At 54.7% G+C, this 22,582-nt stretch carries 21 protein-coding genes; 11 read left to right on the forward strand and 10 right to left on the reverse strand.

Going from position 1 to position 22,582, the window contains the following annotated elements; translation table 11 throughout:
• Positions 1-239: 239 nt before the first annotated feature.
• From N909_RS0116705 to N909_RS23985, 6 genes are all read left to right on the forward strand, one after another.
• A complete protein-coding gene (locus N909_RS0116705) occupies positions 240-2,423 on the forward strand; it encodes an EAL domain-containing protein (protein ID WP_029917169.1) in 2,184 nt (727 codons plus the stop codon).
• A gap of 43 nt (positions 2,424-2,466) precedes the next feature.
• On the forward strand, positions 2,467-3,597 hold the full coding sequence (locus N909_RS0116710; RefSeq protein WP_029917171.1) for a cobalamin B12-binding domain-containing protein: 1,131 nt from the start codon (positions 2,467-2,469) through the stop codon (positions 3,595-3,597).
• On the forward strand, positions 3,575-4,216 hold the full coding sequence (locus tag N909_RS24815; protein ID WP_051689847.1) for a nitrogen regulation protein NR(II): 642 nt from the start codon (positions 3,575-3,577) through the stop codon (positions 4,214-4,216). Before N909_RS0116710 ends, N909_RS24815 begins: the two co-directional genes overlap by 23 nt.
• A 144-nt stretch (positions 4,217-4,360) precedes the next feature.
• Complete coding sequence (locus tag N909_RS0116720) at positions 4,361-5,233, forward strand: HDOD domain-containing protein (protein WP_051689848.1); 873 nt, start codon at positions 4,361-4,363, stop codon at positions 5,231-5,233.
• A gap of 223 nt (positions 5,234-5,456) precedes the next feature.
• Positions 5,457-7,442 carry a sensor histidine kinase gene (locus N909_RS24820; RefSeq protein WP_051689849.1) on the forward strand — a complete coding sequence of 662 codons (1,986 nt, stop codon included), beginning with the start codon at positions 5,457-5,459 and terminating at the stop codon, positions 7,440-7,442.
• A complete protein-coding gene (locus N909_RS23985; protein WP_084167749.1) occupies positions 7,427-8,245 on the forward strand; it encodes a response regulator in 819 nt (272 codons plus the stop codon). The genes N909_RS24820 and N909_RS23985 overlap by 16 nt, the downstream gene beginning before the upstream one ends.
• A gap of 30 nt (positions 8,246-8,275) precedes the next feature.
• On the opposite strand, the gene N909_RS0116735 is transcribed toward N909_RS23985, so the two are convergent.
• From N909_RS0116735 to N909_RS0116745, 3 genes are all read right to left on the reverse strand, one after another.
• A complete protein-coding gene (locus N909_RS0116735) occupies positions 8,276-8,548 on the reverse strand; it encodes a sll1863 family stress response protein (RefSeq protein ID WP_029917180.1) in 273 nt (90 codons plus the stop codon).
• 116 nt (positions 8,549-8,664) lie between these two features.
• A complete protein-coding gene (locus N909_RS25780) occupies positions 8,665-8,826 on the reverse strand; it encodes a hypothetical protein (RefSeq protein WP_155005967.1) in 162 nt (53 codons plus the stop codon).
• Between the two features lie 256 nt (positions 8,827-9,082).
• The gene (locus N909_RS0116745; RefSeq protein ID WP_029917181.1) at positions 9,083-9,685 is read right to left on the reverse strand and encodes an HD domain-containing protein; all 603 of its coding nucleotides are present in this window, start codon (positions 9,683-9,685) and stop codon (positions 9,083-9,085) included.
• A gap of 159 nt (positions 9,686-9,844) precedes the next feature.
• On the opposite strand from N909_RS0116745, the gene N909_RS0116750 reads away from it, so the two are divergent.
• On the forward strand, positions 9,845-10,816 hold the full coding sequence (locus N909_RS0116750) for a glutathione S-transferase family protein (protein ID WP_029917186.1): 972 nt from the start codon (positions 9,845-9,847) through the stop codon (positions 10,814-10,816).
• A gap of 142 nt (positions 10,817-10,958) precedes the next feature.
• Positions 10,959-11,519, forward strand: coding sequence for a c-type cytochrome (locus tag N909_RS24825; RefSeq protein ID WP_084167750.1), 561 nt, complete (start codon positions 10,959-10,961; stop codon positions 11,517-11,519).
• A gap of 127 nt (positions 11,520-11,646) precedes the next feature.
• On the opposite strand, the gene N909_RS0116760 is transcribed toward N909_RS24825, so the two are convergent.
• The 6 genes from N909_RS0116760 to N909_RS0116785 form a co-directional block, all read right to left on the reverse strand.
• Entirely contained in the window at positions 11,647-13,257 is a 1,611-nt protein-coding gene (locus N909_RS0116760; protein WP_029917191.1) for an ArnT family glycosyltransferase, read from the reverse strand.
• Positions 13,238-13,534 (reverse strand): lipid-A-disaccharide synthase N-terminal domain-containing protein, encoded by a 297-nt coding sequence (locus N909_RS0116765; protein WP_029917193.1) that lies wholly within the window; start codon positions 13,532-13,534, stop codon positions 13,238-13,240. The genes N909_RS0116760 and N909_RS0116765 overlap by 20 nt, the downstream gene beginning before the upstream one ends.
• Positions 13,521-14,243 (reverse strand): glycosyltransferase family 2 protein, encoded by a 723-nt coding sequence (locus N909_RS0116770; protein WP_029917194.1) that lies wholly within the window; start codon positions 14,241-14,243, stop codon positions 13,521-13,523. The genes N909_RS0116765 and N909_RS0116770 overlap by 14 nt, the downstream gene beginning before the upstream one ends.
• Positions 14,244-14,478: 235 nt before the next feature.
• Positions 14,479-15,858, reverse strand: coding sequence for a sensor histidine kinase (locus N909_RS0116775; protein WP_051689851.1), 1,380 nt, complete (start codon positions 15,856-15,858; stop codon positions 14,479-14,481).
• A complete protein-coding gene (locus tag N909_RS0116780; RefSeq protein ID WP_029917199.1) occupies positions 15,855-16,538 on the reverse strand; it encodes a response regulator in 684 nt (227 codons plus the stop codon). The genes N909_RS0116775 and N909_RS0116780 overlap by 4 nt, the downstream gene beginning before the upstream one ends.
• Positions 16,539-16,628: 90 nt before the next feature.
• Positions 16,629-18,176 (reverse strand): FMN-binding glutamate synthase family protein, encoded by a 1,548-nt coding sequence (locus tag N909_RS0116785; protein WP_084167752.1) that lies wholly within the window; start codon positions 18,174-18,176, stop codon positions 16,629-16,631.
• A 188-nt stretch (positions 18,177-18,364) separates the two neighbouring features.
• Between N909_RS0116785 and N909_RS0116790 the strand changes: the two genes are divergently transcribed.
• The 3 genes from N909_RS0116790 to N909_RS0116800 are packed head-to-tail and all read left to right on the forward strand — an operon-like array spanning position 18,365 to position 21,468.
• Entirely contained in the window at positions 18,365-19,678 is a 1,314-nt protein-coding gene (locus N909_RS0116790) for an Nramp family divalent metal transporter (protein ID WP_245613613.1), read from the forward strand.
• A 2-nt stretch (positions 19,679-19,680) separates the two neighbouring features.
• Complete coding sequence (locus N909_RS0116795; protein WP_029917205.1) at positions 19,681-20,574, forward strand: universal stress protein; 894 nt, start codon at positions 19,681-19,683, stop codon at positions 20,572-20,574.
• Between the two features lie 36 nt (positions 20,575-20,610).
• The gene (locus tag N909_RS0116800; RefSeq protein WP_036683259.1) at positions 20,611-21,468 is read left to right on the forward strand and encodes a polyphosphate kinase 2 family protein; all 858 of its coding nucleotides are present in this window, start codon (positions 20,611-20,613) and stop codon (positions 21,466-21,468) included.
• A gap of 135 nt (positions 21,469-21,603) precedes the next feature.
• Here N909_RS0116800 and N909_RS0116805 read toward each other — a convergent pair whose 3' ends face one another.
• Entirely contained in the window at positions 21,604-22,560 is a 957-nt protein-coding gene (locus N909_RS0116805; protein ID WP_029917210.1) for a rhomboid family intramembrane serine protease, read from the reverse strand.
• Positions 22,561-22,582: the final 22 nt, after the last annotated feature.

A 22,582-nucleotide genomic window follows, 5' to 3' on the forward strand; every position in this document is an offset into this window, starting at 1 on the left:
CCTTGCAGGGGAAAGATTTCTTTCTCTTTTTGATAAAGTCAATAAAACTAGGGAAATAAGGATTTTTGTCAGCGAGGAGCCGCAATTTTCGGAGAGGCGGCTGGGAGGGAGCGGCAAATTGAGAAAATATAATTAGCTGATATTGTAGACTTTTGGTGGACTCTTGATGTGGCATCTTCATTGCATTGGAAATGACTAAATTTTTACACTGGCAGACCTGCCGGCAGGGGGCTGTTTTAATGACCAAGACAAGCAACAGGCTTTTTTCTGAACCGCAGATCCTTTTTGATTGTGAAAATCATCGTGAATGGCTCGCTTTTGCCAAGCAGATCATCGCCACCAGTCCAATGCCCACCTTTGTTATCGATGGGCAACAGCGGCTACTTCTTTGGAATAGTGCCTGCGCACAACTGACCGGTTTACAACAAGAGCAGGTGCCTGCCGCCGTTGAGGCGGTGGGGCAAGACGATACTTTGAGTCCTGTCCGCGATCTTGTTTACGGGGGGCTGCCGACAGTTCCGGTCTCGCGCCGGGATTGGGTCAATGATCTTGCCTGTCGGAATCTCATCAATGGCTGGTTTACAGGTTTGAACGGCAAGGATCGCTATCTTGTCATCCATACCGATCCGGTCTTTCTCGACAACGGCTCTTTGTGGGGGTATGTGCGCAGGGTTGACGAGCTGACCGAGGCTATTGAAAGCCGTAAGCTGGTGGAAAAAAGTCGTTTCGATAAAACGACCGGTCTCCCTGACCGCAGCGTCCTTGCCGGTCGGCTGGGTCAGTCGATCCTGCGGGCGGCACAGGACTATGCACTGGTCGCCCTGTATCATATGAAAATCGTTCCTTACAAAACATCTGCCCAGGCGTTGTCTGATCAGGAGCTCTGCTCATTCTTGCAGATTATCTCGGAAAAACTGAAGTATGAGGTCCGGGCGATCGATATGATCGCCTATAACGGCCATTTTCAGTTTATCATTGCAGCCGCCAATTTTGCCCGCCAGGACCAGGTTGTCGATCTGGCGAATCGGCTGCAGACGGCTGTTTCCAAGCCCATTCCGCTGGCAGGGGTGACTTGTTCCGTGGCTTGTAAGGTCGGCATCAGCGTTTTTCCTGAAGACGGTGGCGACGCAACAACGCTGCTGGAAAAGGCAGAAAAGGCTCTTGGAGAAATAAAATATTCTCCGGGCGGGGCCTTGAATTTCTTCAATCAGCACCTCAATGCCCAGTACACGGAACGTTTCACCATGCAGTTGCAATTAAGTCATGCGCTGCAGCGAAATGAGTTCAGCCTGCATTATCAGCCCAAGGCGTGTCTGCGGACCGGATGGATGACCGGGGTTGAGGTCCTGTTGCGCTGGACCAACCAGCTTCTCGGGGCGGTGAGTCCCGCGCTGTTCATCCCTGTTGCGGAACGGATGGATCTTATTGATGAGCTTGGCAAGTGGGTCATTTCCACCGCTTGTGCGCAATATGCTGCCTGGCAGAAAGCAGGGCTGACCCCGCCGCCGATGGCCATCAATGTGTCCGGGCAGCAGCTCAAAGATTCATCGTTCTGCCAATTCATCCAGGATGTGCTGCGGCGCACCGGCATCGACAGCGCGGCTCTTGAACTGGAAGTGACGGAAACCGCCGTGATCGGAGACCTTGATGCCGCGATCAAAATTCTCGGGGAACTCAAGCAGATGGGCGTGACAATTTCGCTGGATGATTTCGGCACCGGCTATTCCAGCCTCAGCTATCTCAGGCAGCTGCCTATTGATAAAATCAAAATTGATCGTTCATTTATTCAGGATGTAACCTGCGACCCCAGCAGTAACGAAATAACCAAAGCGGCAACAGCCATTGCCCATGCACTGAACCTGAAGGTGATCGCCGAAGGGGTGGAAGATAAGGACCAGCTGAAATACCTGCAACGCTTGGGATGCGATGAGATCCAGGGTTTTTTGTACTCACGGCCGGTTCCGGGGGCTGAGCTGGAGAGCTTTTTGCGCAATCCGCGCCATCTGAATGTCGGACAATATCAAGCGGGGGAACGGCGGGTTTTGATTGTTGATGATGAACCGTCTATTTTGAATAGCCTGGGGCGCGAACTGAGTCTGAGCGGCTGTGAAGTGGAAACAGCATTGGATGCGGAACAGGGGCTGTCCATTCTTGCGCAAAGACCCGTTGCGGTGGTGATCTCGGATTATCAGCTGCCGGGACTCAATGGGGTGGATTTTCTGGAGCGGGTCAAAAAGATCTATCCGAAGATTGTCAGGATTGCGCTTTCCGGCGGTCTCAATTTCAATATGATAACGGAAAACGTGAACCGTGGAGCGATCTTTAAATTTATTGCCAAGCCTTGGGACAGAGAGGTCCTGCAGGAGACTTTGGAAGAAGGGTTCAAGAAATATAAGAAAAATCTCCATATTGAAGTCTGTTAATATATAATGGTTTTCTCCGCTGGCTGTTTCTACAGGTGAGGATATGACCCGTAATGATCATGACATCAGTGACCCGCCGTTCTTGTTGCCGGTCTCCAGGACGACAGTTGAGGCTTTCGAACAGGGCCTGCCGCAGCTGTTGAGAAGGGTCGATGATGCGTTGTCCGCTCACCCCGAGATCAATCGTTTGATCGGTTACCATCCTCTCCAGACCATGCGGCGGAATCTTCACTATCATGGGCAGTTTCTGGCGATGCTGTTCGCCTTTGGGGATTGTTCCCTGCTCCTTCAAAACCTGTCCTGGCTCTACCGGGCCTATCACGCCCACCAGTATGCATATGGTTATTTTCCCCTTGAACTCAAGGGCTGGAGCGATGCCGTAGAAAAATACCTGGCGGCAGATGTTGTGCGTGAGATTTTGCCGATTTTTGCCTGGATAGAAACCCGGCATGGTCAGTTGAGCAGCCAGCAGCCGGGCGTCGACCGTGCGGTTGATCAGTCTACAGAAGAGACCTGGGGAGTCATCAGACACAAATTTCAGGCGGCCCTGCTGGCCGGGAATCATCAGGGCTGCCTGACTCTTGCGGATGCTTCGATTTGCTCTTGTGACACCCTGCTGGATTTTTATCAGCAGGTTCTCTGTGCGGTCATGTCCGACATCGGCCGGCTTTGGGAAGAAGCGGAAATCTCTCCGGCTCAGGAACACCTTGCCACGGCAATCGTCGGTCGGGTACTGGCTTCGATCAGCTTGCCGAAAGACCGGTTGACGCAGGAACGAGGAACCGCGGTGGTGGCGACCGTGGAACATGAGCAGCATCAGTTGGGGCCCCTGATGGTCGCCGATATCCTGGCCGGAGACGGTTGGAATGTCCATTATTCAGGAGGAAATCTGACCCAGCAGGATCTCCTCCGGAAACTGAAAAGCTTACAGCCTGAGTTGTTGGCGTTGTCCATCACTCTGCCCTGTCACCTGAAGCAAGCTGAGCAAACGATCGCGGTGCTGCGACAGGAGAAAAGCCTTGGTCAACTGAAAGTTCTGGTCGGGGGGTATGCCCTGACTGGGAATCCGGACCTTGCGCGGCGGATCGGTGCCGATGGGTTGGCAGGCAGCTTTGCTATGGCCAGGGTAATTTCACGACAATGGTGCGCAGATGGAACGAACGATCAAACATAACAGCTACCCTGATGGTGTGCTGGAGTTTGTCGGCGAATGTGTCAGCGGATCGCGCTACCTGTGCCTGGTGCTGTTGGATTGCGAATTCACCATTGAACATTGCAATCAGGGGTTCTGCCGGTTACTGGCGGCTGAGGATCTTGTCGGCCAGCCCTTGCAGGCGGTCCTGCTGCCTGAAAGCCGCTCGTTGTTACACGCGAATATTCTGAGCCTTGCGCAACCGCTCCGCTTGAATTTTATCAGCGGGGAACAGCAGGTTGTCTCTCTGGAATGCTATCTGACGCAGAGCGGCGGCACTTATCTGCTGTTCAGCGATCACTTGCTCGTCCCGGACAATGATATTCTGCAGAAGATCTCCTGCCTGAATGCGGAGATGGTTGCCCTGACCCGGGAGTTGACTCGTAAAAACAGGGCACTGCGCGAGGCCCGGCAAGAGATAAAGGCTCTTAAGGGGATCATCCCCATTTGCATGCATTGCAAAGAGATTCGGGATGACGGCGGCTACTGGAGGAACCTGGAAAGTTACATCGAGAAACATGCCGGGGTTCAATTCAGTCACGGCATCTGTCCGGAATGTATGAAACAGCGCTATGGGCAGTCTGGCGACGAGGATGAATGAGGATGCCGGGTTCAGGCGGGGAACAACGGGTTGAACAGTCGAAAGAATGGCCGACAAGGCGATGGCGGAACGCACGGAGTGGCTCCTAAGTCCGCTAGCGAAAGTCAGCATCTCATCAGTCGAGAGCAGGGGGAGCGCAATGTTATGCACCCAGAATCCGCAGGCGAAGGGAACCGGGACATTATGACTTTTCAGAATATCTCTTATGATTTAGACAATTTGCCGGTGATGCCAGAGGTCGCCATGGCGACCATTAAGTTGATCAATTCCCAGGATTCTTCTGCGGAAAAGCTGGCCGAAGTCGTTTCCAGGGACCCCGTGGTCATGGCCCGGGTGCTGAAAATCGCCAATTCCTCCTTTTACAGCATGTCCCGTCAGGTGACTAGTCTGTCCAAAGCGATTGTCATCCTGGGGGAGAAGACCTTGCGTAACCTGGTCCTGGCTGCCAGCATGCATGGCATGCACCGATCCTTCGGCCCCGTTGAAAAAATGCTTTGGGAAGACAGTTTGATCTGTGCCCTGGCCAGCCGATTTGTCGCAGATAAACTCAGTCTGGTCGACCCGGAAGAAGCTTTTCTCGCCGGTCTGTTTCGGCATATCGGTAAAGTTGTGCTCAGTACCCAGGGCGGGCATGAGCTGGTCGCGGAATTGGTGACGGAGGAGAGCTCCCAGACCCTGGCCAAGGAGAAAGAGGTATTCGGGGCCAATCATGCGGAGATCGGTGCCGCTGCCCTGGAGCGCTGGCAGCTGAGCCGACTGCTTTCCCTGGTGACCTTACATCATTCAGATGCCGCGCTGGTAGGGATTGAAGATCCTGAAACCATCAAAATGATTTGTCTGATCAACATCACCAATCTGGTTCCGGCTGCCTTCGGGGTGTTCGGTATGCCCCAGCTGTTCGATTTCGAAGCACTCCCCGGAGCACAGCACTTGAATCTTGATGGTGAGCGATTAGCGGAGCTGCTCAGAGAGTTCAAGGTCATTTTCGTTGGCAGTAAAGCGGCATTCTTCAATTGAACAGGCCGCTTCCAGAAATGGCCGGAGCCGATCAAAATCAATAGTGGTCCTCTCATAGGGTGTTGAAAAAGTCCATCCCTGGCCTTTTTCAAGCTCGTCCGTCCATGGGCTCCGGAGGCTGTTACGCCTGCTAAACGATTGATTTTGTAAAGTGGAGGGGAGTGCCGTTTTCCTCTCCGTGCTTGAACTGCTGAAGAAAATTTTTTGAGAATGGACGATAGCGATGACTTTACGGACCAAGACCATGCTGATCCTGGTGATCACAGTGGTTGTCTCGTTAGGCGGCAGCGGCTTTTTTTTTCTCGAGCACTTTGAAAAAAATTTCAAGCAGTCCGTCTTCCAGACTGTCGATGCCGTCGCCCAGAACAATGCTCATTTTGTCGAAGCCTATCTCTCCAGCCAGCGGGAGATGATTGTCCAGTCCGGATTTGTTTTTTCCGAAAACTTTCGTCGGCAGGCCGGTTCGGTTCCCCCAGAACAGCTCCTGGAAGGGCTGGCCATGAATCTCCCCTCCTTTGACGGAGGATTTTTCTTTGTTGATCGGCAGGGAATATTACAAGCCAGCTATCCGGTGCTCCTGGAACATAAAGGCGCGGATTTTTCGCAGGCGGATTTCTTCTCCGAGGTGATGACCACGCACTCCTGTGTGGCCGGAAAACCAGCTGTTCTGGGTGTGAATTCTCGTCCCGGGCTGCTGTTTGCCACCTATCTGGAAAACCCCGCCGGCGAGCCCCTGGGAGTTCTCGGCGGGATCGGCCTGCTGACCGCCGATGGCTCTTTGGCCGCCAACCTGCGTAAACGGATCGGCCGTTCAGGCTATTCCTATATTATTGATCATAGCCGTCGCTTGCTGATCCACCCCAACCAAGAGCGCCTGTTCAAGCGTGATGTCATGGCCGGGGACAATCAGATGCTCGATGCGGCCCTGGACGGTTTTCAAGGGGTGACCGAAACCGTCAATTCGCGTGGCATAGCCATGTTTGTTGCCTTTTATCCCGTTGCGGGAACCGATTGGATTGTCGCCAGCCAGGAACCGGTTGCGGAAGCCTTGGCACCATTGCAGACCGGAAAAACTTCGTTGTTGCTGTTTGCCGGGATCGGCAGTCTGGTGGCGGCCGGGATCGGTCTGCTCATGGTGCATAAAAGTATGCAGGGATTGGTCCTGCTGGAAAAAACGACTGCCGAGCTGATGATCCCGACAGAAGCCAGCAACGATTTGGAAGCGGGTTACCGAAACAATGTGCACAAGCTGGATGCACTGACTCGCCATGCCGAATTCGGCACCTTGGCCAGCGTTATTTCCGGGCTGTATTCGCGCGGCGCCAAGATGTTGATCAAAAAAAATAAAATTGCCGAGGAGTTGGAAGCGGCCTATCAGCAGTTAAAGTCGACGCAGGCGCAGATCGTGCAACAGGAGAAAATGGCCTCAGTAGGCCAACTGGCGGCTGGTGTCGCCCATGAAATCAATAACCCGATCGGGTTTATCGGCAGTAATTTAAGAGCCTTGAGTAAACATCTTGAAAAAATAACCGCGTACCGTAAGTTTCTCAAAGAATGGGACTGCCAGTCTGCAGACGAGACGTCCGGCCGGGACCTGGATGAGGTGGCAAAGAAGCTGAAAATCGATTTTGTCCTGGCTGATATCGAGGATTTGATCGAAGAGTCGCGCGAGGGGGTTGAACGGATCCGGAAAATCGTTCGTAACCTGAGCAGTTTTTCCCGGATGGATAAGCTGGAACTGCAGAAATTCGATGTGAACGAATGTGTTGAAAGTACCCTGGCTATCGCCTGGAACGAAATCAAATACAAGGCAACGGTTGAGAAAGACCTGGCTGATCTGCCATTGATAGACTGTTACCCGCAGCAGCTGAACCAGGTGTTTTTGAACCTGTTGATCAATGCGATTCACGCCATGGAGAGCAAGGGGCATATCAAAATCTGCAGCCGCTTGGACCATGGCCTGATCAAAGTTTCCATTCAGGATAACGGTTCAGGTATTGCCGAAGAAAACCTTGCCAGGATCTTTGAACCGTTTTTTACCACCAAAGAGATTGGCAAGGGAACCGGGCTGGGCTTGAGCATCAGCTATGACATTATCAAAAAACATCATGGAGACATTAAAGTTGAGAGCACATTGAACAAGGGAACGACATTTACTATCGAACTTCCTCTGGCTGTGAACGGAGATGACTTATGCAGGAACCGATAAAACTGCTCCTGGTGGATGATGAAGCCAATATCCTGAAAGCGGTGCGGCGCCTGTTGGTGGATGAACCCCAGTATGAAATACTCTCCGCCGAGTCAGGGGAGGAAGGGCTGCGCATTCTTGAAAATACGGCCGATATCCGGCTGGTCGTTGCCGATTATCGTATGCCGCAGATGGATGGTATTGAATTTCTGACCAGGGTTTATCGGCGTTGGCCCGATATCATGCGGATGGTTCTGTCCGGTTATGCGGATATCGCGGTCGTCGTTGACGCCATCAATCAGGGCCATATTTATCGTTTTATTGGCAAACCCTGGAACGATGAGAACCTGAAAAACGAAATTGCTTCGGCTCTGCGCCACCAGGAGTTGCAGCTGCAGGTGCGTACCCTGAATGAAGAACTCCTGCAAAAGAATGCCCAACTCCTGGAATTGAATAATAACCTGGAAGCGGTCGTGGAACGACGGACCGAAGATCTGGCGCTCCGCAATCAGGTTCTTCAAGTTGCGCAAGGAGTGCTCGATGTCCTGCCCGTGGCGGTTTTTTGCATTGATGCTGAAAGAATAATCGTGCAGATGAACGAATCTGCCAGCAGCCTTTGCCCGTTACTTAAGGTCAACCCCCTGGGATGTGACAGCCGGGAGGTCTTCCCTGCTGAAGTCAACGCGTTGATCGATCATGGGTCGCACCAAGAACATTGCGCGGAGGTGAAGATCGGTGACCGCCGCTTTAAAACGATTGCCCGACGCATCGAAAATCGTTATTCCCGGGGGACTGCGCTGATGCTGGTTCCCGAGCAGTTTTAGGCATCCGAGCGGTCGCTTGCTGAGCTCAGCTCAAAGTTTTGCCAGGGCCGTTTTAATGGCGACGCCCAGGTTTGACCAGGCGTCATCAATCTCCTCCTGGAGGCTCTGCCAGTCCTGCTCCCCGGCATTTTTAAGTTTCTCGAGTTTCGTCTGGGCCAGCGTTTTTTTCTGTTGCAGATAGGTTATGGCTTCACTGTCGCTGGCACCGGTTTCCCTGGCTCGGCTGAGCAGCAGGTTGATCTGGGCATTCCATTCGTTGAGTTGCCCTTCCAATTTATTCAAATAGGCCTCTTTGCTGTTCATCGGTCCCTCTTTCCTGTTGATTCTTTACCGGGTTCTTCGCCGCTGCTGGCAGCGGCGAAGAATCTCGCGTTATGGGTTGAGCCTTCTGCATATTGTTTTTTTCGACACAGTGCAGACTATTTATCGATTTTTTTCAGTGGCTTGCCACAGCAGGTCTGGTTGCGGCTTTCCGCTTCATCTTTCCGGTATGTTTTATTGCAGCTTTCACAGATGAAGGCGGATTTTTCCGAGAGTTCTTCTTCTGCAGCGGAAAATCGATCATGGTACTCTTTTGACATGATAATGCTCCTTTGCTGACAGGCCGTTGGTTTTGCCGGCCGTGCTGGTCCTCTGGTTGCTGAAAAAGTCCATCCTGTGACTTTTCAAGTACGGTTGGGAAGATTACCTTGCCCCGCCCGCCACAATTAAGCGCCGGTCACCCGGCATGATCTTTGTCTGCCCATCCTTGGACTTTGCGGGCTGTTTGCTACTATAAGTTTAGCGCTAAACCGGCTGTTTTGCAGCATGCTGCGTTGCCGGACGCTCCCGGCCTGCTCAGGGGACTTCCGCTGTGATCAGCTGTTCCAGAAGCTGTAACAAGCGGCCCATTTCATCCAGGAGACGACCTGTGTAGCCCGCCTGCCGGAAGGCCTGATACGCATTGGAAAAATACCAGCGCTGCAGTTCCCGGCCGGCGCTGAACCTCTCCCACAGTGGTTCTCCCAGTCGCTCATAGTCCGCAATAATGGCGCGCAGATTATCGATTTTATCAGCGATGGTGACCCGCAACAGGCTTGGTTCCGCTGCTTCGATAGTCCTTAAGTATTGTTTCTTTCTTTTCAACCAGGGTGGTTTGCGGCCGCCACGATAGTCTGTCGGGGTGTCGGTGGCGACACTGACAAGTTGCAGTACCCGGCCCCCGAACCTGCTGCGGATCTCCTCCCGAGTGATCTGTTCCGGTTTGTCCTCAAGGCAGTCGTGGAGCAGTGCGGCGATCGCTTCATCCTCGTTGCCGCCGTCCTGCTGGACCAGGGCACAGACCCCCAGCAGATGTGCCATGACCGGAACCTGACTGCCTTTGCGGGTATCCCGGCCATGGAGTTGAAAGGCTAATTCCAGGGCCTGTTGCAGCCGCGGCTGTAAATATCCGTTCGCCATTAATCTCTTTCCCTTGAGAAAACTTGTGTGGTGGTTACCTCTCCAGTATAGCCGGTTTCCTATGGGGAGCGGGCAGTGGGGGTTTTACAGCAGCGCAGCTTCCGGCTATGCTGAAAGGAGTTGGAGGATTTTGAACTTTTCAGCAAAGGAACTTTTGATATGGGGTTGTTGGTCAATGGTCAGTGGCAGGACCGCTGGTATGATACGGATGAAAATGGTGGCCGCTTCGTGCGGCAGGAGTCACAATTTCGCAATTGGGTCACTGTTGACGGCAGTGTCGGGCCGAGTGGCGAGGGCGGATTTGCCGCCGAACCCGACCGCTATCACCTGTATGTCTCCCTGGCCTGCCCTTGGGCCCACCGAACGTTGATTTTCAGAAGCATAAAACGGTTGCAGGGGGTGATCGGGGTCACCGTGGTAGACCCGCTGATGCTCGAAAACGGCTGGGAACTGGGGGACGCGGAGCATGGTCCGGTGAGTGGGATCAGGTATCTCTATGAACTTTATCTGACCGTTGCCGACAACATGAGCGGGCGGGTCACGGTTCCAGTGCTCTGGGATAAACAGCGCAAGACTATTGTCAACAATGAGTCCGCCGAGATCATTCGAATGTTGAACCGTGCCTTCAATCATTTGACCGCGGTCCAGACCGATTATTATCCTGTCGCCCTGCAAGGGGAGATCGACCGGCTCAATGAACGGATCTATCAAACAGTCAATAACGGTGTCTACCGGGCCGGCTTTGCCACGACCCAGCAGGCCTATGAAGAGGCGTTTGATGCGCTGTTCGATACCCTGGACTGGTTGGAGAACCGCTTGGACCGGCAGCGGTTTCTGGCCGGCTCACAGCTGACCGAGGCGGACTGGCGGCTGTTTACCACCCTGATCAGATTTGACGCGGTTTATCACGGCCACTTTAAGGTCAACCGCAAACGGATTGAAGATTATCCGAACCTTTCCAACTATCTGCGCGATCTGTTTCAACAGCCCGGTGTTGCCGAGACCGTGAATTTTTCCCATATCAAAACCCACTATTACGGCAGCCATAAAACTATCAATCCGACCGGGATCATTCCCAAAGGCCCGGAACTTGATTTTTTACGGCCACACGACAGAAACCGTTTCTCCTGACCGCTTCTTCGAAGGCTGGGGCGTTGTGACGGATATTGTATCAGGGGCAATTGTTTTCCGTAAATCCTCTGCTAAATTTTAATGAGATCCCCGGACAGGCTCGGGATTGCCAAATTTTATTATTTTTCAAAAGGAGTATCCAATGAGATCGTTAATGCTGTTGTGTGCGCTTTTCAGCTGTTTTTATGTGACGGGCTGCAGTAAAGATGATAATGGCGGGAAGGACCAGGCGGCAGCTCCCGCGGCTAAGGAACAGACTGAGCCGGCGTCACAGGCAGTGCAGCAGGCGACAGAGAAAGTTGGCGAAATGGCTGCGCAGGCCAAAGAGAAAGTTGCGGTAGCGACAGAAACCGCCAAAGAACAGGTTGCAGCCGGGATGGATCAGGTCGAAGCCAAGGCCGGGCAGATGAAAACAGAGGCTCAAACGCTGCTCGCCGGAGTCCAGGACAAAATGTCTTCTGCCTCCGGGCAGGCAATCTACACCCAAAATTGCAGTGGTTGTCACGGCAGTGGGGTCATGGGGGCACCCAAAACAGGGGATGCGGCAGCCTGGAGCGCTTTGGTGAAGGATGTTGGCGTCGATAAGCTGGTCCAGAACGCCATCAATGGCATCGGCAATATGCCGCCACGGGGCGGCCACAGCCAATTGACCGACAGTGAAGTGAAGTCTGCCGTGGAGTATATGGTGGAGCAAAGCAAATAAGCGGCGTCGATTTTCAAAACAGCAAAAAGGAGTTCTCCCGGCGGAGAACTCCTTTTTTGTTGGCCATCGAAGCTGTTCTGCGGATTGTGCCGGAAGCGATTTTCGGAGCGGGGAACTGCGCCTCCGGTTACGGCGCGTTCGCCTCGCAGAGGTACGCCGAATGTTTGCGCTGCTGGAAAACCACATTGCAGCGGTAAGCATGCTGCGTGGTAAAATCTTCGATCTCCTGTTTGCGGACAATCACGAAGAGTTTCGGGTTTTCCGCCAGGATCGGCGTCAGTTCGCTTTCCGTGGTGACATACCAGGGACGATAGCTCGTTTCGGGTTGGAACTGGGTCTCCCGCTGGTCGGAAAAGGACATGACTGCCAGTTGATTGCGATAAAAGGAAACGGAAGGCAAAAAACCGTGATAGATCAGGGTGGTCAGCTTTCTTTGCGGGTCGATCCGGTTCATTGCCGCCGCCATCTGCTGATAGCCACGCATATTCGGCCCGGCGATGCCGACGCAGACAATGGCGACCGTGCTGAACAGGAGCATGAGCAGTGCCGTTGCGGCCCAGAACGTTTCCTGCTGGCGGGATTTCCAGACCATCCACCAGAGCGCCAGCAAAAGCAGCCCGCTGCCGAGCAGAGGAACCAGGCTTGAGCGCAGCGGTGCATAGGCCATTCCTGCCACCGCCGGAGCAACTGCGAAAACGAGCAGGATCGCGGCGGTGGCATCGCGCAGGCGTGGCATGGCATCGCGCTTCAGCATGGCGGCCGTGAGAATGGCGCAGGTGCCGTAAAAGGGCAGGATATAGGTCGCATGTTTGCCTTTGGCGATGGTGAAAACCAACATCGGCAGGGCGACATACAGGAGCAGGGTTTTCAGTTCACTGCTGAGATTTTTCCAGCGCCACAGGCCTTTGCCGAAAAACAGGATATAAGGGAAAAAGGTGGCCGTAAAAATGTAGAAAAAATACCACGGCGGTTCATAACGGCGAAAACGGTCGGTGACCACCCGATCGACAGTCTGAACTTTCAAGAAATAGGCCAGCAGCCCGGGATTCTTTGCGACCACCAGCAGATACCAGGGGAGCGCCACGGCGCAAAATATTCCGCATGCTGCAAAGGTTTGCCGCCAGCTGAAGATGGCACGGTGGCGCTTGTCCGTCAGTTTGCCGACCAGTCCCGGCAGCAGGGTAAACAGAAAAATGATCGGTCCTTTGATCATAAAGCCCAGCCCCAGCCAGAGACCGAACCAGAGGGCGTTGCTCCGGCCGGGTTGCCCGTAAATCTGGCGCAACAGGTAGAACTGGGCGGCTACCACGCAAGCCACCAGGTAGATCTCTGTGGAGGCCAGGCGCGCTACGGTCAGGAACAACAGTGACGATGCGAACATGATGGTGGCGGTCAGGGCGCCCCTGTCTTTGTCCAGAAACAAACAGGCGCAACGATAGACGTAAATCACCGCGGCTATTGCAGCGAGAATCCCAAAAAAACGGGCACCGAAATTGTTGAATCCAAAAGTTTTCAGTCCGGCGGCAACCAGCCAATAGGTCAGTGGTGGTTTGTGAAAATGCTTGATGGCATTGAAATACGGTTCCAGATAATTGCCGGACACGATCATTTCGCGGGCAATCTCCGCATAACGGGCCTCGGTTGTTTCCATCAACGGCATTGCCCCGGCCGGGAGCAGGAGCAGGGCCGAAAAGCAAGCCAGTAGGAAGCTCTTGGATTTAAGGGGTTGAGGCGCCATGTTCTTCTTTCTCGCGACGTTCTTTGGCGATGAAATAGAGGTTACGCAGGTAAATGGTGAACCCGGTTGCCTGGCCGACGATAAACACCACATCCTTACGGATGATGGCATAAATCAACAGCAGGGAACTGCCCCCGATGCTGAAATACCAGAAGGACACCGGGATGACGCTGCGGTGCAACTTTTCCGAGGTCAGCCACTGGACGAAAAAACGCATGAAAAAAAGGGTCTGGCCGGAGAAGCCGAGGATGAGAATGCCCAGTTCAGTTTTCGACATGACGTTCCTTGATCTGCACGGGGGTCGAACGTTTGATCATCCAGCGTACCGCCAGGACATCGTTAAAGCCTTCAATTCCCCGCCGCCAGTTGGAATATTTTGATTCGCCATGGCGCCGTGGGCGATGGTTGACTTTGACCTCAATCACCCGTGCACCTTCCAGCCGCATCAGGGTGGGCAGAAAACGGTGCAGGCCTTTAAACAGGCGGATCTGTTTGAGCATGTCCGCGCGCATGATTTTCAGTGAACAGCCGGTGTCATGAATCTGTTCGTGAGTCAACCAATTGCGAAAGCGGTTGCCGATTTTGCTGCCGATTTTTTTTGACCAGCTGTCCTGGCGATTGAACCGCCAGCCGGTGACCATGTCATAATCGCCATAAAATTTGAACATGTGCTCCAAGTCAGCGGGATCGTTCTGGAGATCGGCATCCATGGTCACAATCACATCGCCGCTGGCTGCCTGAAAGCCGCAGCCCAGTGCTGCGGACTGGCCGCAGCGCTGGGCCAGGCTCAGATATTTGATTTGGGAGCGGGTCGCGGCCAACTCCTTGAGAATCTGCAGGCTGCGATCAATGCTGCCGTCATCGACAAAAAGAATTTCGAAGGGGTATGAGAGTTTTTCCATGACCTGGAAAATTTCAGTGACCAGGGCCGCGAGGTTTTGTTCTTCGTTGTAGACCGGGATGACAAAGGAAACTTTGTTAACCATCGGCAATCTTCCTTTTTCTGGGGCTGAAATCTGTCGAAGGCAACAGATTCACCGATGCGACAAGAGTTCTGTTTAATTTTACCAAACAAAAACTATACACAATGGAAAATTTCTCCAACATGACCGGAAGATGATTTTTTGGTTAGCTTTCGCCGGCGTGGGCGCTGTCGATTTGCCGTGTCAGATGCTTTTTGGGAAGGGATTATTCTGCCGCGCAATGATTGTGCAGTGCTGCTTATTCCTGAGCAGCAGGAAGAGTGAGCTTAAAGCAGCTGCCTTTGCCGAGGGTACTGCTGACTTCGATCTGCCCCCGGTGTAACCGGACGATGGCTCTGACCAGGGCCAGGCCGAGGCCGTTGCCCGGGGTTGAGCGGCTGGGATCGCAGCGGTAGAAGCGGTCGAAAATATGCTCCAGCTCCCCTTCAGCAATGCCGATGCCGGTATCGCACAGGGTGATGATCAACGCGCTGTCCTGCTGATCAAGGGCCAGCGTGACGCAGCCGTCCGGTGGGGTATATTTCAGGGCATTATCCACCAGGTTGGCCAGTGCCCTTTGCAGCTTGACCTTGTCGCCCGTCGTATAAACCGGATAGGGGGGGCACCTGACCAGCAATTCGACGCCTTTATCCTCGGCCACCGGCAGGAAAATATCGGCGGCGTCATGGATCATCCCGGAGATATCGACGATCACCTGAGCAATTCGCGTTACTCCGGCATCGGATTCGGCAATTTCCAACATGGTGTTGATCATCCCGACCAGGGTGTCGCAATCCTCGATAATGCTGCCCGTGGTCTCTTGATAGTCTTCCAGGGTTTGCGGGCCGGTCAGGGTTGTTTCCGCCATCCCCCGAATCCGTGTGATCGGGCTGCGTAAATCGTGGGCAATATTATTGGTGACGTTTTTCAGCTCGGCGATCAGGGTTTGAATGCGTTGCTGCATGCTGTTGAAGGTCTGAATCAACGTCTTTATCTCTGCCGGCTCTCGGCCCGAGATCGGCAAATGGGAGAATTCGCCGTAGCCGACGCGTTCAAAGGATGCTTGCAGACCGGTCAATCCTTTCAGCGCCACCAATAAAATCAGAAACCCGCAGATTGCACCCACCGCCACCAGTGAGATAAAAGCGACGGCAAAAGTTTCCCGAAACAGGCTGAACAGGCTTTCATTGTCGACGGGTTCTATGCCCACCTGCAGGAAATAACCGTTTTTCATACCATAGAAGACGGATCTGACCGGATAGTGATGGCCTGTCACCGGCAGGGAAAAGAAAATCATCTGGTCCGGTTCGGGGCGGTATTCCGGTTGGGCGGCGAGGTGCTGCCAGGCGCTGAGATCGGTTGCGCTGATGAGCTGAGCTGCCGGGGAAAAGATCCGGTAAAAGCGCACCTGCCGGTCTTCACCCTGGACTTCCAGGGCAATCTCCTGGGTTGCCCTTTCAAAACCGAAGCGTTCAAAGAGCAGAGCGATCTCTTTGGCGTCATCATGGAGGTCATTGTCCAGATGATCATTCAGGTTGCGCACCAGCACCAGGTAGATAACGAAGAAGAAGATCAGCGAGGTGACCGCCAGCAGCAGGGTATACCAGAGGGTCAACCGGGCTTTGAGAGAATGGATCACCCCTTTCTCCGTGCTTCCAGGATATAGCCGGCACCCCTGACCGTATGGATGTATTTCACCGGCTGGCTGCGGTCGATTTTGTTGCGCAAACGGCAGATCCGGGCCTCAACGACGTTGGTTTCCGGGTCAAAGTTGTAGTCCCAGACATGCTCCATGATCATGGTTTTGGAGACGACCCGGCCGCAGTTGCGCATCAGGTATTCCAGCAGGGCAAATTCCCGATGCTGCAGCTCAATGGGTTCATTGTCCCGGAAGACCTTACGCTTCAGAATATCCAGCTGCAGACCCTCGATGGTCAGGTTGGTCGGGTCCGTGATGGCCTGGACCCTGCGCAGCAGGGCCTGGGTCCGGGCCAGCAATTCCGAGAACGCAAACGGCTTGACCAGATAATCGTCGCTGCCGCTATGCAGACCGCGGATTCTGTCATCCAGAGTTTTTTTTGCACTCAATATGATGATGGGGGTGTTGTTGTGACGACCTCTGAGTCTTTTAACCACACTGAGGCCATCGACGCCGGGCAGCATGACATCGACAACCAGCGCGTCATAGTCGTTATTTTCCGCCATGAACAGGCCGTCAATGCCATCTGCCGCATGATCGACGGCGTAGCCGGCCTGGGCGAAGCCCTTTTTAATGAACTGAGCCGTCCCGCTGTCATCTTCAATAACCAATATTCTCATCTGTTCTCCCGCTGTTTTCGGCGGTCTTGGGGCCGGCCTAAGCTCTCCCCCAGCCCGGGTGGGGGGGCAGGGGGCTCGGCGGAAACCGTCCTATCCAGGCGTAGCCAGGCTGTCCTTTGCAGGATAGATTTCGGCAAAGGAGCGGACCGTTTCGGCGTTGATCCGTTTGAAAATATGCTGTCGGGTCAGATCGCCGAACTGTTCGCAGCCCATGGCCGCCAACAGTTCCAGGGCGGCCTGGATGGTTTCACTCTGGAAATTGGCGACACGTCTGGCTTTTTCCGGCACGATCAGCCCGCGGGTCAGGTTCGGATTATGGGTGGTAATCCCGGTCGGGCATTCGTCCGTATCGCATTTGAGGGCCTGGATGCAGCCGAGGGCAAACATCATCCCCCGGGCACTGTTGCAGATGTCCGCGCCCAGGGCAAAGGCTTTGATCATGTCAAAAGCGCTGATGATCTTGCCCGAGGCGATGATGCGCAGCTCTTTTCTGAGCCCGTAACGATGGAGGGTGTCGCTGACAAAGACCAGCGCTTCTTCCAGGGGCATGCCCATGGAATCGGAAAATTCCGGCGGAGCCGCACCGGTTCCACCCTCACTGCCATCGACGGTGATAAAATCGGGGCGCAGGCCGGTGTCCAGCATCGCCTGGCAGATGTCTGCAAATTCCTGCCGCGAGCCGATGCACAGTTTGAACCCGACCGGTTTCCCGTCGCTCAGTTCGCGCAGGCGATCGACAAACCCTAACAGGCCGGCGGCATCGGAAAATTCTTTGTGAAAGGCCGGGGAGACGACTTTGGTATAGGGTTCGACGTTTCTGATCCGGGCGATTTCGGGGGTATTCTTGGGGGCGGGGAGCACCCCGCCGTGACCGGGCTTGGCCCCTTGCGAGAGTTTGATCTCAATCATCTTGACCGCTGCCTTGCGCGCGGTCTGCTGAAACAGATCCGGGTCAAAACCGCCATCTTTATTCCTGCAGCCGAAGTAGCCGGAACCGATTTCCCAGACCAGGTCTGCCCCGGCATCCTCGTGGTAAGGGGAGAGACCGCCTTCCCCGGTATTGTGATAAAACCCACCGACCTTGGCACCACGATTCAGGGCCCGGACCGCTGCCGCGCTCAAACTGCCGAAGCTCATTGCCGAGATATTCAGGACTGCCGCACTATAGGGCTGTCGACATTGGGAACCGCCCACTTTCACCCGCGGAGCCTGGGCCGGCACAGCTTTGGGATAGATGGAATGCGGCGACCACTCATAGCCTTCCTGGTAGACATTGTATTCCGTTCCGAACGGATGGGTTTCCATGCGTTGATCCGCCCGTTTGTTGACCATGCTGCGCTGAATTTTGTTAAACGGTCTGCCGTCGATGTCGTTTTCGACAAAATACTGGTGAATCTCCGGGTAAATACGCATGGCCAGATAGCGGAAATGGCCGAAAAAGGGAAAATTGCGCAAAATGGTATTGGTTGAAAAATAGAGATCCCACAGGCCGATCAGGATGACCGGAGCCGCTGCGAGATACAGCCACAGGGCCGGTCGCCACAACCAGCCGGCCAGGCCGATCAACACCAGCAGCGCGGCGCTGGCGAGCAGAAAGCGGCGGCCGTGTATTCTGAACAGCCAAAATTGATTCAGCATCGTTGACTCATGATCTGTATGCATGGTGGTTACCTTCCTTGCCTGGTCACGACGGAGTGATCCGTCCGCAAGCACCGGGCCGGGACGCAGGAACAGTTTGACAGCCCCGGCAATTGAGCTAAAGTGAAGCATGTTTTCGATGTTTTGTCGATCCTCTCAACGGCTCTTTTTTAATGGATAAAGTCTCCATGATGATTGCTTCTGATTCCGCTGGTGCCCAACGCGGCAGCAATGATGACAAGACCAGGTTGCTGGCCGACAAGGTCCTCAGCGGGGCCGGACCCAAGACCGGTTTGGCCCGTCTGCTGCCGTTTCTCGGCCCGGCCTTTATTGCCAGTATCGCTTATGTCGACCCCGGTAACTTTGCCACCAACATCGAAGGTGGAGCCAAGTTCGGTTATACCCTGCTGTGGGTGATTGTCGCCAGCAATTTGATGGCGATGTTGATTCAAAGCCTTTCCGCCAAACTGGGGATCGCCACCGGTCGGAACCTGGCCGAGTTGTGTCGCGATCATTTTCCGGCCCCGGTGGTCTGGGGGATGTGGCTGATCATGGAGTTGGTAGCCATTGCCACCGATCTGGCTGAATTTATCGGTGCCGCGGTCGGCTTCAATCTTTTGTTTGGTTTTTCGCTATGGACTTCCGGCCTGATCACTGCGGTAGTCACCTTTCTCATCCTGGCCTTGCAGGCCCGTGGGTTCCGTCCCCTTGAGGCGGTTATTACCGCCTTACTCGGGGTGATTGCGCTCTGCTACCTGATTGAAACCTATCTGGATAAACCGGACTGGGCAAAGGTGGCCTATCATGCTGTTGTTCCTGGTTTTTCCGGTCCTCAGAGTGTCCTCTTGGCAACCGGGATTCTTGGGGCAACAGTGATGCCCCATGTTATTTTCCTACATTCGTCGCTGACTCAATCCAGGATCATGGCCACCGGGGCAAAGCAGAAACGCCAGCTGTTTTATTATCAGCTTATCGATGTCACCATTGCCATGGGGATTGCCGGGTTCGTCAACGCGGCCATGCTGCTGATGGCTGCCGCCACCTTTCACCAACAGGGGTTCAGTCATGTTGCTTCCATCGAGGAGGCGTACCGGACCCTTGAACCCCTGCTCGGCCGGGCTGCGGGCTGGGTATTCGCCATTTCCCTGCTCGCCGCGGGGCTGGCCTCCACCACGGTCGGCACCATGGCCGGCCAGGTGATCATGCAGGGCTTTCTGCAACGGCACATTCCGGTCTGGCTGCGGCGGCTGATCACCATTCTGCCGTCGCTGGTGGTGATCTATATCGGTCTTGATCCGACCCGAACCCTGGTGATCAGCCAGGTGGTGCTCAGCTTCGGGCTGCCTTTTGCCGTTATCCCGCTGGTGATCTTCACCCGGCGTACCGACCTGATGGGGGATCTAGTGAACTGGCGGATCACCACCCTGGCGGCCGCTGTGATCGCCGGGTTGATCATCGCATTGAATTTTTACCTGATTTATCAGACAGTTTGGGGATCCTGACCATGTTCAAGCATATTATTGTCCCATTGGACGGCTCTTCTCTGGCGGAAAATGCCTGTGCGGTCGCCATCAGCCTGGCACGCCTGTTTTCCGCCGAAGTCACCCTGCTGCATCTGCTCGAAGAAAATCCTCCGGCAAATATTCATGGTGAACGTCATCTGGCCGAACGGGAAGAGGCGGAAGAGTACCTGAAGGACTTGTGCCGTCGCCTTGATATCGAGGATCTGCAGCTTCATTGTCATGTTCATGAAGAAGCGGTCACCGATGTTGCCAGAGGGATTGTCGCCCACGAGCAGGAGGTGGCGCCGGACCTGATCGTGATGAGTTCCCATGGACCGAAGCGCTTTGAGCATCTGATCCGGGGCAGTCTGCCCCAACAGGTGGTCAGTTTCGGCAAGACCCCGTTGCTGCTGGTGCCCGCCGCAACGATCCCGGATCGGCCGTTGGCGTTGCGACGTTTGCTGGTGCCGTTGGACGGTCAGACCCAGCATGAACGGACTTTCGCCATCGCCAAAGACCTGGCTCTGGCCACTAACGGGACCCTGTTCCTGCTTTCGGTCGTGGTTCGCCCTTCCGAGCTGTGGGGGGAGCGGGCGACGGTATCGCGCTATTTGCCGGGCTCGACCTGGGCATTGCAACAGCAGGCCATGGAGTCCCAGCAGCACTATCTTGAGCAGCGTCTGGCGGAGTTGAAGCAGCTGGGGCTTGAAGCCGGGGCCGAAATCGCTTATGGCAAAGTGGCCCCGACCATTGCCCGGACAGCACGCAAAACCGAAGCCGACCTGATCATCATGGCGACCCATGGCAAGTTCGGCAGCGAAGCCTTCTGGGCCAACAGCATCGCCGCCCGGGTTCAAGGAAAAACGAGCAAGGCCATTTTGCTGGTACCGCTCTGAACCGGTTCGCGGCCGCAAGCAAAGGAAGGAGCAGCGATGAAGTATCTGGAGAAGTTCCGGGTCAAACCGGGCAGCAAGGTTGATTTGAGCAAAGTCGACGCCGGGTTCAAGGATAAATATCACCACGGTGGGGACAAGAAGGTTCAAAAAGAGCTTGAAACTCACATCAACAAGATGAGAGAACAGCAATATCTGATGTATGCGGAAGGGGGGCGTTCGCTGTTGATCTGTCTGCAGGGGCGGGATGCCGCAGGCAAAGACGGCACGATCAATCATGTGCTGAGCGCCATGAATCCGCAGGGCTGTACGGTGACCGGATTCAAAGTCCCGTCGGCTGAAGAGGCCGCGCATGATTTTCTCTGGCGTTATCATCAGGCCATGCCGCCCAAAGGGCATGTCGCCATTTTCAACCGGTCCCATTACGAAGATGTGCTGGTGGTCCGGGTTCATAACCTGGTCCCGAAAAAAATCTGGTCCCAGCGTTACCAGCAGATCAACGATTTTGAAAAAATGCTTTCTGACAATGGCATCCATATTCTCAAGTTTTATCTGCATATCGACCCGGATGAACAACTGGAGCGCTTCAAAAAGCGCATCGATGACCCGGCCCGGCACTGGAAGATCAGCACCGGCGACTATGCGGAACGCCCTTTTTGGGATGCTTACAGCAAGGCCTATGAGGCGGCGCTGAGTCGTTGCAGCACAGCGCACGCGCCCTGGTTTATCATCCCGTCGAACCATAAGTGGTTCCGCAACCTGGCGGTATCCAGGATCATCAGTGAATATATGGAATCGCTACGAATGAAGTTTCCCGAACCGACGGTCGATATCGCTGAAATCCGTCAAAAATATCACGATATCGTCAGCAACGAGAAAAAGCGGGCTGATGCTTAGCTGTTGAGCGGGCACGCAAAGGCTACGAGTTTTTTTACGGGTTGATTTTGTAAGGTGGGCAAAAAAGCTTCGTTCCCCGCTGTTCTTTAAAAAACAGGTTGGATTTTTTCGACAACCTGCCAAGGCAGGAGCGGGTTAGTGGTTTAGGGCCAGCCACCAGCTGCCGCTGAGCAGGCCGACCGAGACCACCGCCAGGACATAGCTCAACAGCCGGTTGGCGGTCAGTTGCGGGGGGAACAATTTGCCCCACAGCAGGCCGAGAACGATACCGCAACCAAAGCCGAACAGATGGGCACCCAGGTCGGTGTTCTCCCCGCTGCTGCCGAGCAGGCCCAGCAGGCCCAAGGCTGCTGCCAGGGGCAACGGCCAGCGGCGCCACAGCCCCAGGCGATGATACAGCATATTGATGGTCGCGAGCAGCCCCACTGCGCCGAAGACGGCCGTTGATGCACCGATGGAACGATGGTCGGGTGCTTGCAGCAGGGCATTGATCAGGTTGCCAAAGGTTCCGCTGCACAGAATCAGGAACCAGGCGCTGCCGGAGCCAAGCAGCCAGCACAGACGGACGCTGAACAAGCCGCCGACGATAATGTTCCCGGCCAGGTGCAGCGGCCCGGAATGGAGGGTCAGGGCGGTGACCGCACGCCACCATTGCCCCTGGCTGATTTTCAGGGCGTCAGCGTTACCCGCGTCGAGCCAATTCAACGAGGCGGATCCGAAGGGGTTGCCGTGTTGAACGACCAGGTTATGAAAAACCGCCAGCAGAATCAGTACCCAGATGGTCGACGCCGTATTCTCGTGAAGTCTGCGCGCAACCGGCGGTGCTGGCGGCCAGTTTCTGTTCTCCTGCTCGTACTCACTCAACTCCCGACAGGCCTGCCGGTAATGGCTGACCGGAACCAGCAGCAACCAGCCCGCAGCGTACTGTTCTCCCCGACAGGGAATCCCCCGCGCCTCCAGGACCAGCAGCCAGCTGCGCAAGCGTGCTTTGGAGAGTCCGGCGGTTGACAAACCCTCCTTAAGTTCCGGTGGGACCGGGCGCCATTCCGGCTGTTCAATGTTGATATTCTGTTCTTCGGGCATGGTTTCCATCAGCGCAGCCCGGCGCAGGGCG

Source organism: Pelobacter seleniigenes DSM 18267 (assembly GCF_000711225.1).
GTDB lineage: Bacteria > Desulfobacterota > Desulfuromonadia > Desulfuromonadales > Geopsychrobacteraceae > Seleniibacterium > Seleniibacterium seleniigenes.

Excerpts from the sequence above, each read along its gene's own strand:
- N909_RS0116705 (WP_029917169.1), top strand. The coding sequence starts at position 240 with ATGACCAAGACAAGCAACAGGCTTTTTTCTGAACCGCAGATCCTTTTT.
- N909_RS0116710 (WP_029917171.1), top strand. The coding sequence starts at position 2,467 with ATGACCCGTAATGATCATGACATCAGTGACCCGCCGTTCTTGTTGCCG.
- N909_RS24815 (WP_051689847.1), top strand. The coding sequence starts at position 3,575 with ATGGAACGAACGATCAAACATAACAGCTACCCTGATGGTGTGCTGGAG.
- N909_RS0116720 (WP_051689848.1), top strand. The coding sequence starts at position 4,361 with ATGCACCCAGAATCCGCAGGCGAAGGGAACCGGGACATTATGACTTTT.
- N909_RS24820 (WP_051689849.1), top strand. The coding sequence starts at position 5,457 with ATGACTTTACGGACCAAGACCATGCTGATCCTGGTGATCACAGTGGTT.
- N909_RS23985 (WP_084167749.1), top strand. The coding sequence starts at position 7,427 with ATGCAGGAACCGATAAAACTGCTCCTGGTGGATGATGAAGCCAATATC.
- N909_RS0116735 (WP_029917180.1), bottom strand. The coding sequence starts at position 8,548 with ATGAACAGCAAAGAGGCCTATTTGAATAAATTGGAAGGGCAACTCAAC.
- N909_RS25780 (WP_155005967.1), bottom strand. The coding sequence starts at position 8,826 with ATGTCAAAAGAGTACCATGATCGATTTTCCGCTGCAGAAGAAGAACTC.
- N909_RS0116745 (WP_029917181.1), bottom strand. The coding sequence starts at position 9,685 with ATGGCGAACGGATATTTACAGCCGCGGCTGCAACAGGCCCTGGAATTA.
- N909_RS0116750 (WP_029917186.1), top strand. The coding sequence starts at position 9,845 with ATGGGGTTGTTGGTCAATGGTCAGTGGCAGGACCGCTGGTATGATACG.
- N909_RS24825 (WP_084167750.1), top strand. The coding sequence starts at position 10,959 with ATGAGATCGTTAATGCTGTTGTGTGCGCTTTTCAGCTGTTTTTATGTG.
- N909_RS0116760 (WP_029917191.1), bottom strand. The coding sequence starts at position 13,257 with ATGGCGCCTCAACCCCTTAAATCCAAGAGCTTCCTACTGGCTTGCTTT.
- N909_RS0116765 (WP_029917193.1), bottom strand. The coding sequence starts at position 13,534 with ATGTCGAAAACTGAACTGGGCATTCTCATCCTCGGCTTCTCCGGCCAG.
- N909_RS0116770 (WP_029917194.1), bottom strand. The coding sequence starts at position 14,243 with ATGGTTAACAAAGTTTCCTTTGTCATCCCGGTCTACAACGAAGAACAA.
- N909_RS0116780 (WP_029917199.1), bottom strand. The coding sequence starts at position 16,538 with ATGAGAATATTGGTTATTGAAGATGACAGCGGGACGGCTCAGTTCATT.
- N909_RS0116785 (WP_084167752.1), bottom strand. The coding sequence starts at position 18,176 with ATGCTGAATCAATTTTGGCTGTTCAGAATACACGGCCGCCGCTTTCTG.
- N909_RS0116790 (WP_245613613.1), top strand. The coding sequence starts at position 18,365 with ATGATGATTGCTTCTGATTCCGCTGGTGCCCAACGCGGCAGCAATGAT.
- N909_RS0116795 (WP_029917205.1), top strand. The coding sequence starts at position 19,681 with ATGTTCAAGCATATTATTGTCCCATTGGACGGCTCTTCTCTGGCGGAA.
- N909_RS0116800 (WP_036683259.1), top strand. The coding sequence starts at position 20,611 with ATGAAGTATCTGGAGAAGTTCCGGGTCAAACCGGGCAGCAAGGTTGAT.
- N909_RS0116805 (WP_029917210.1), bottom strand. The coding sequence starts at position 22,560 with ATGGAAACCATGCCCGAAGAACAGAATATCAACATTGAACAGCCGGAA.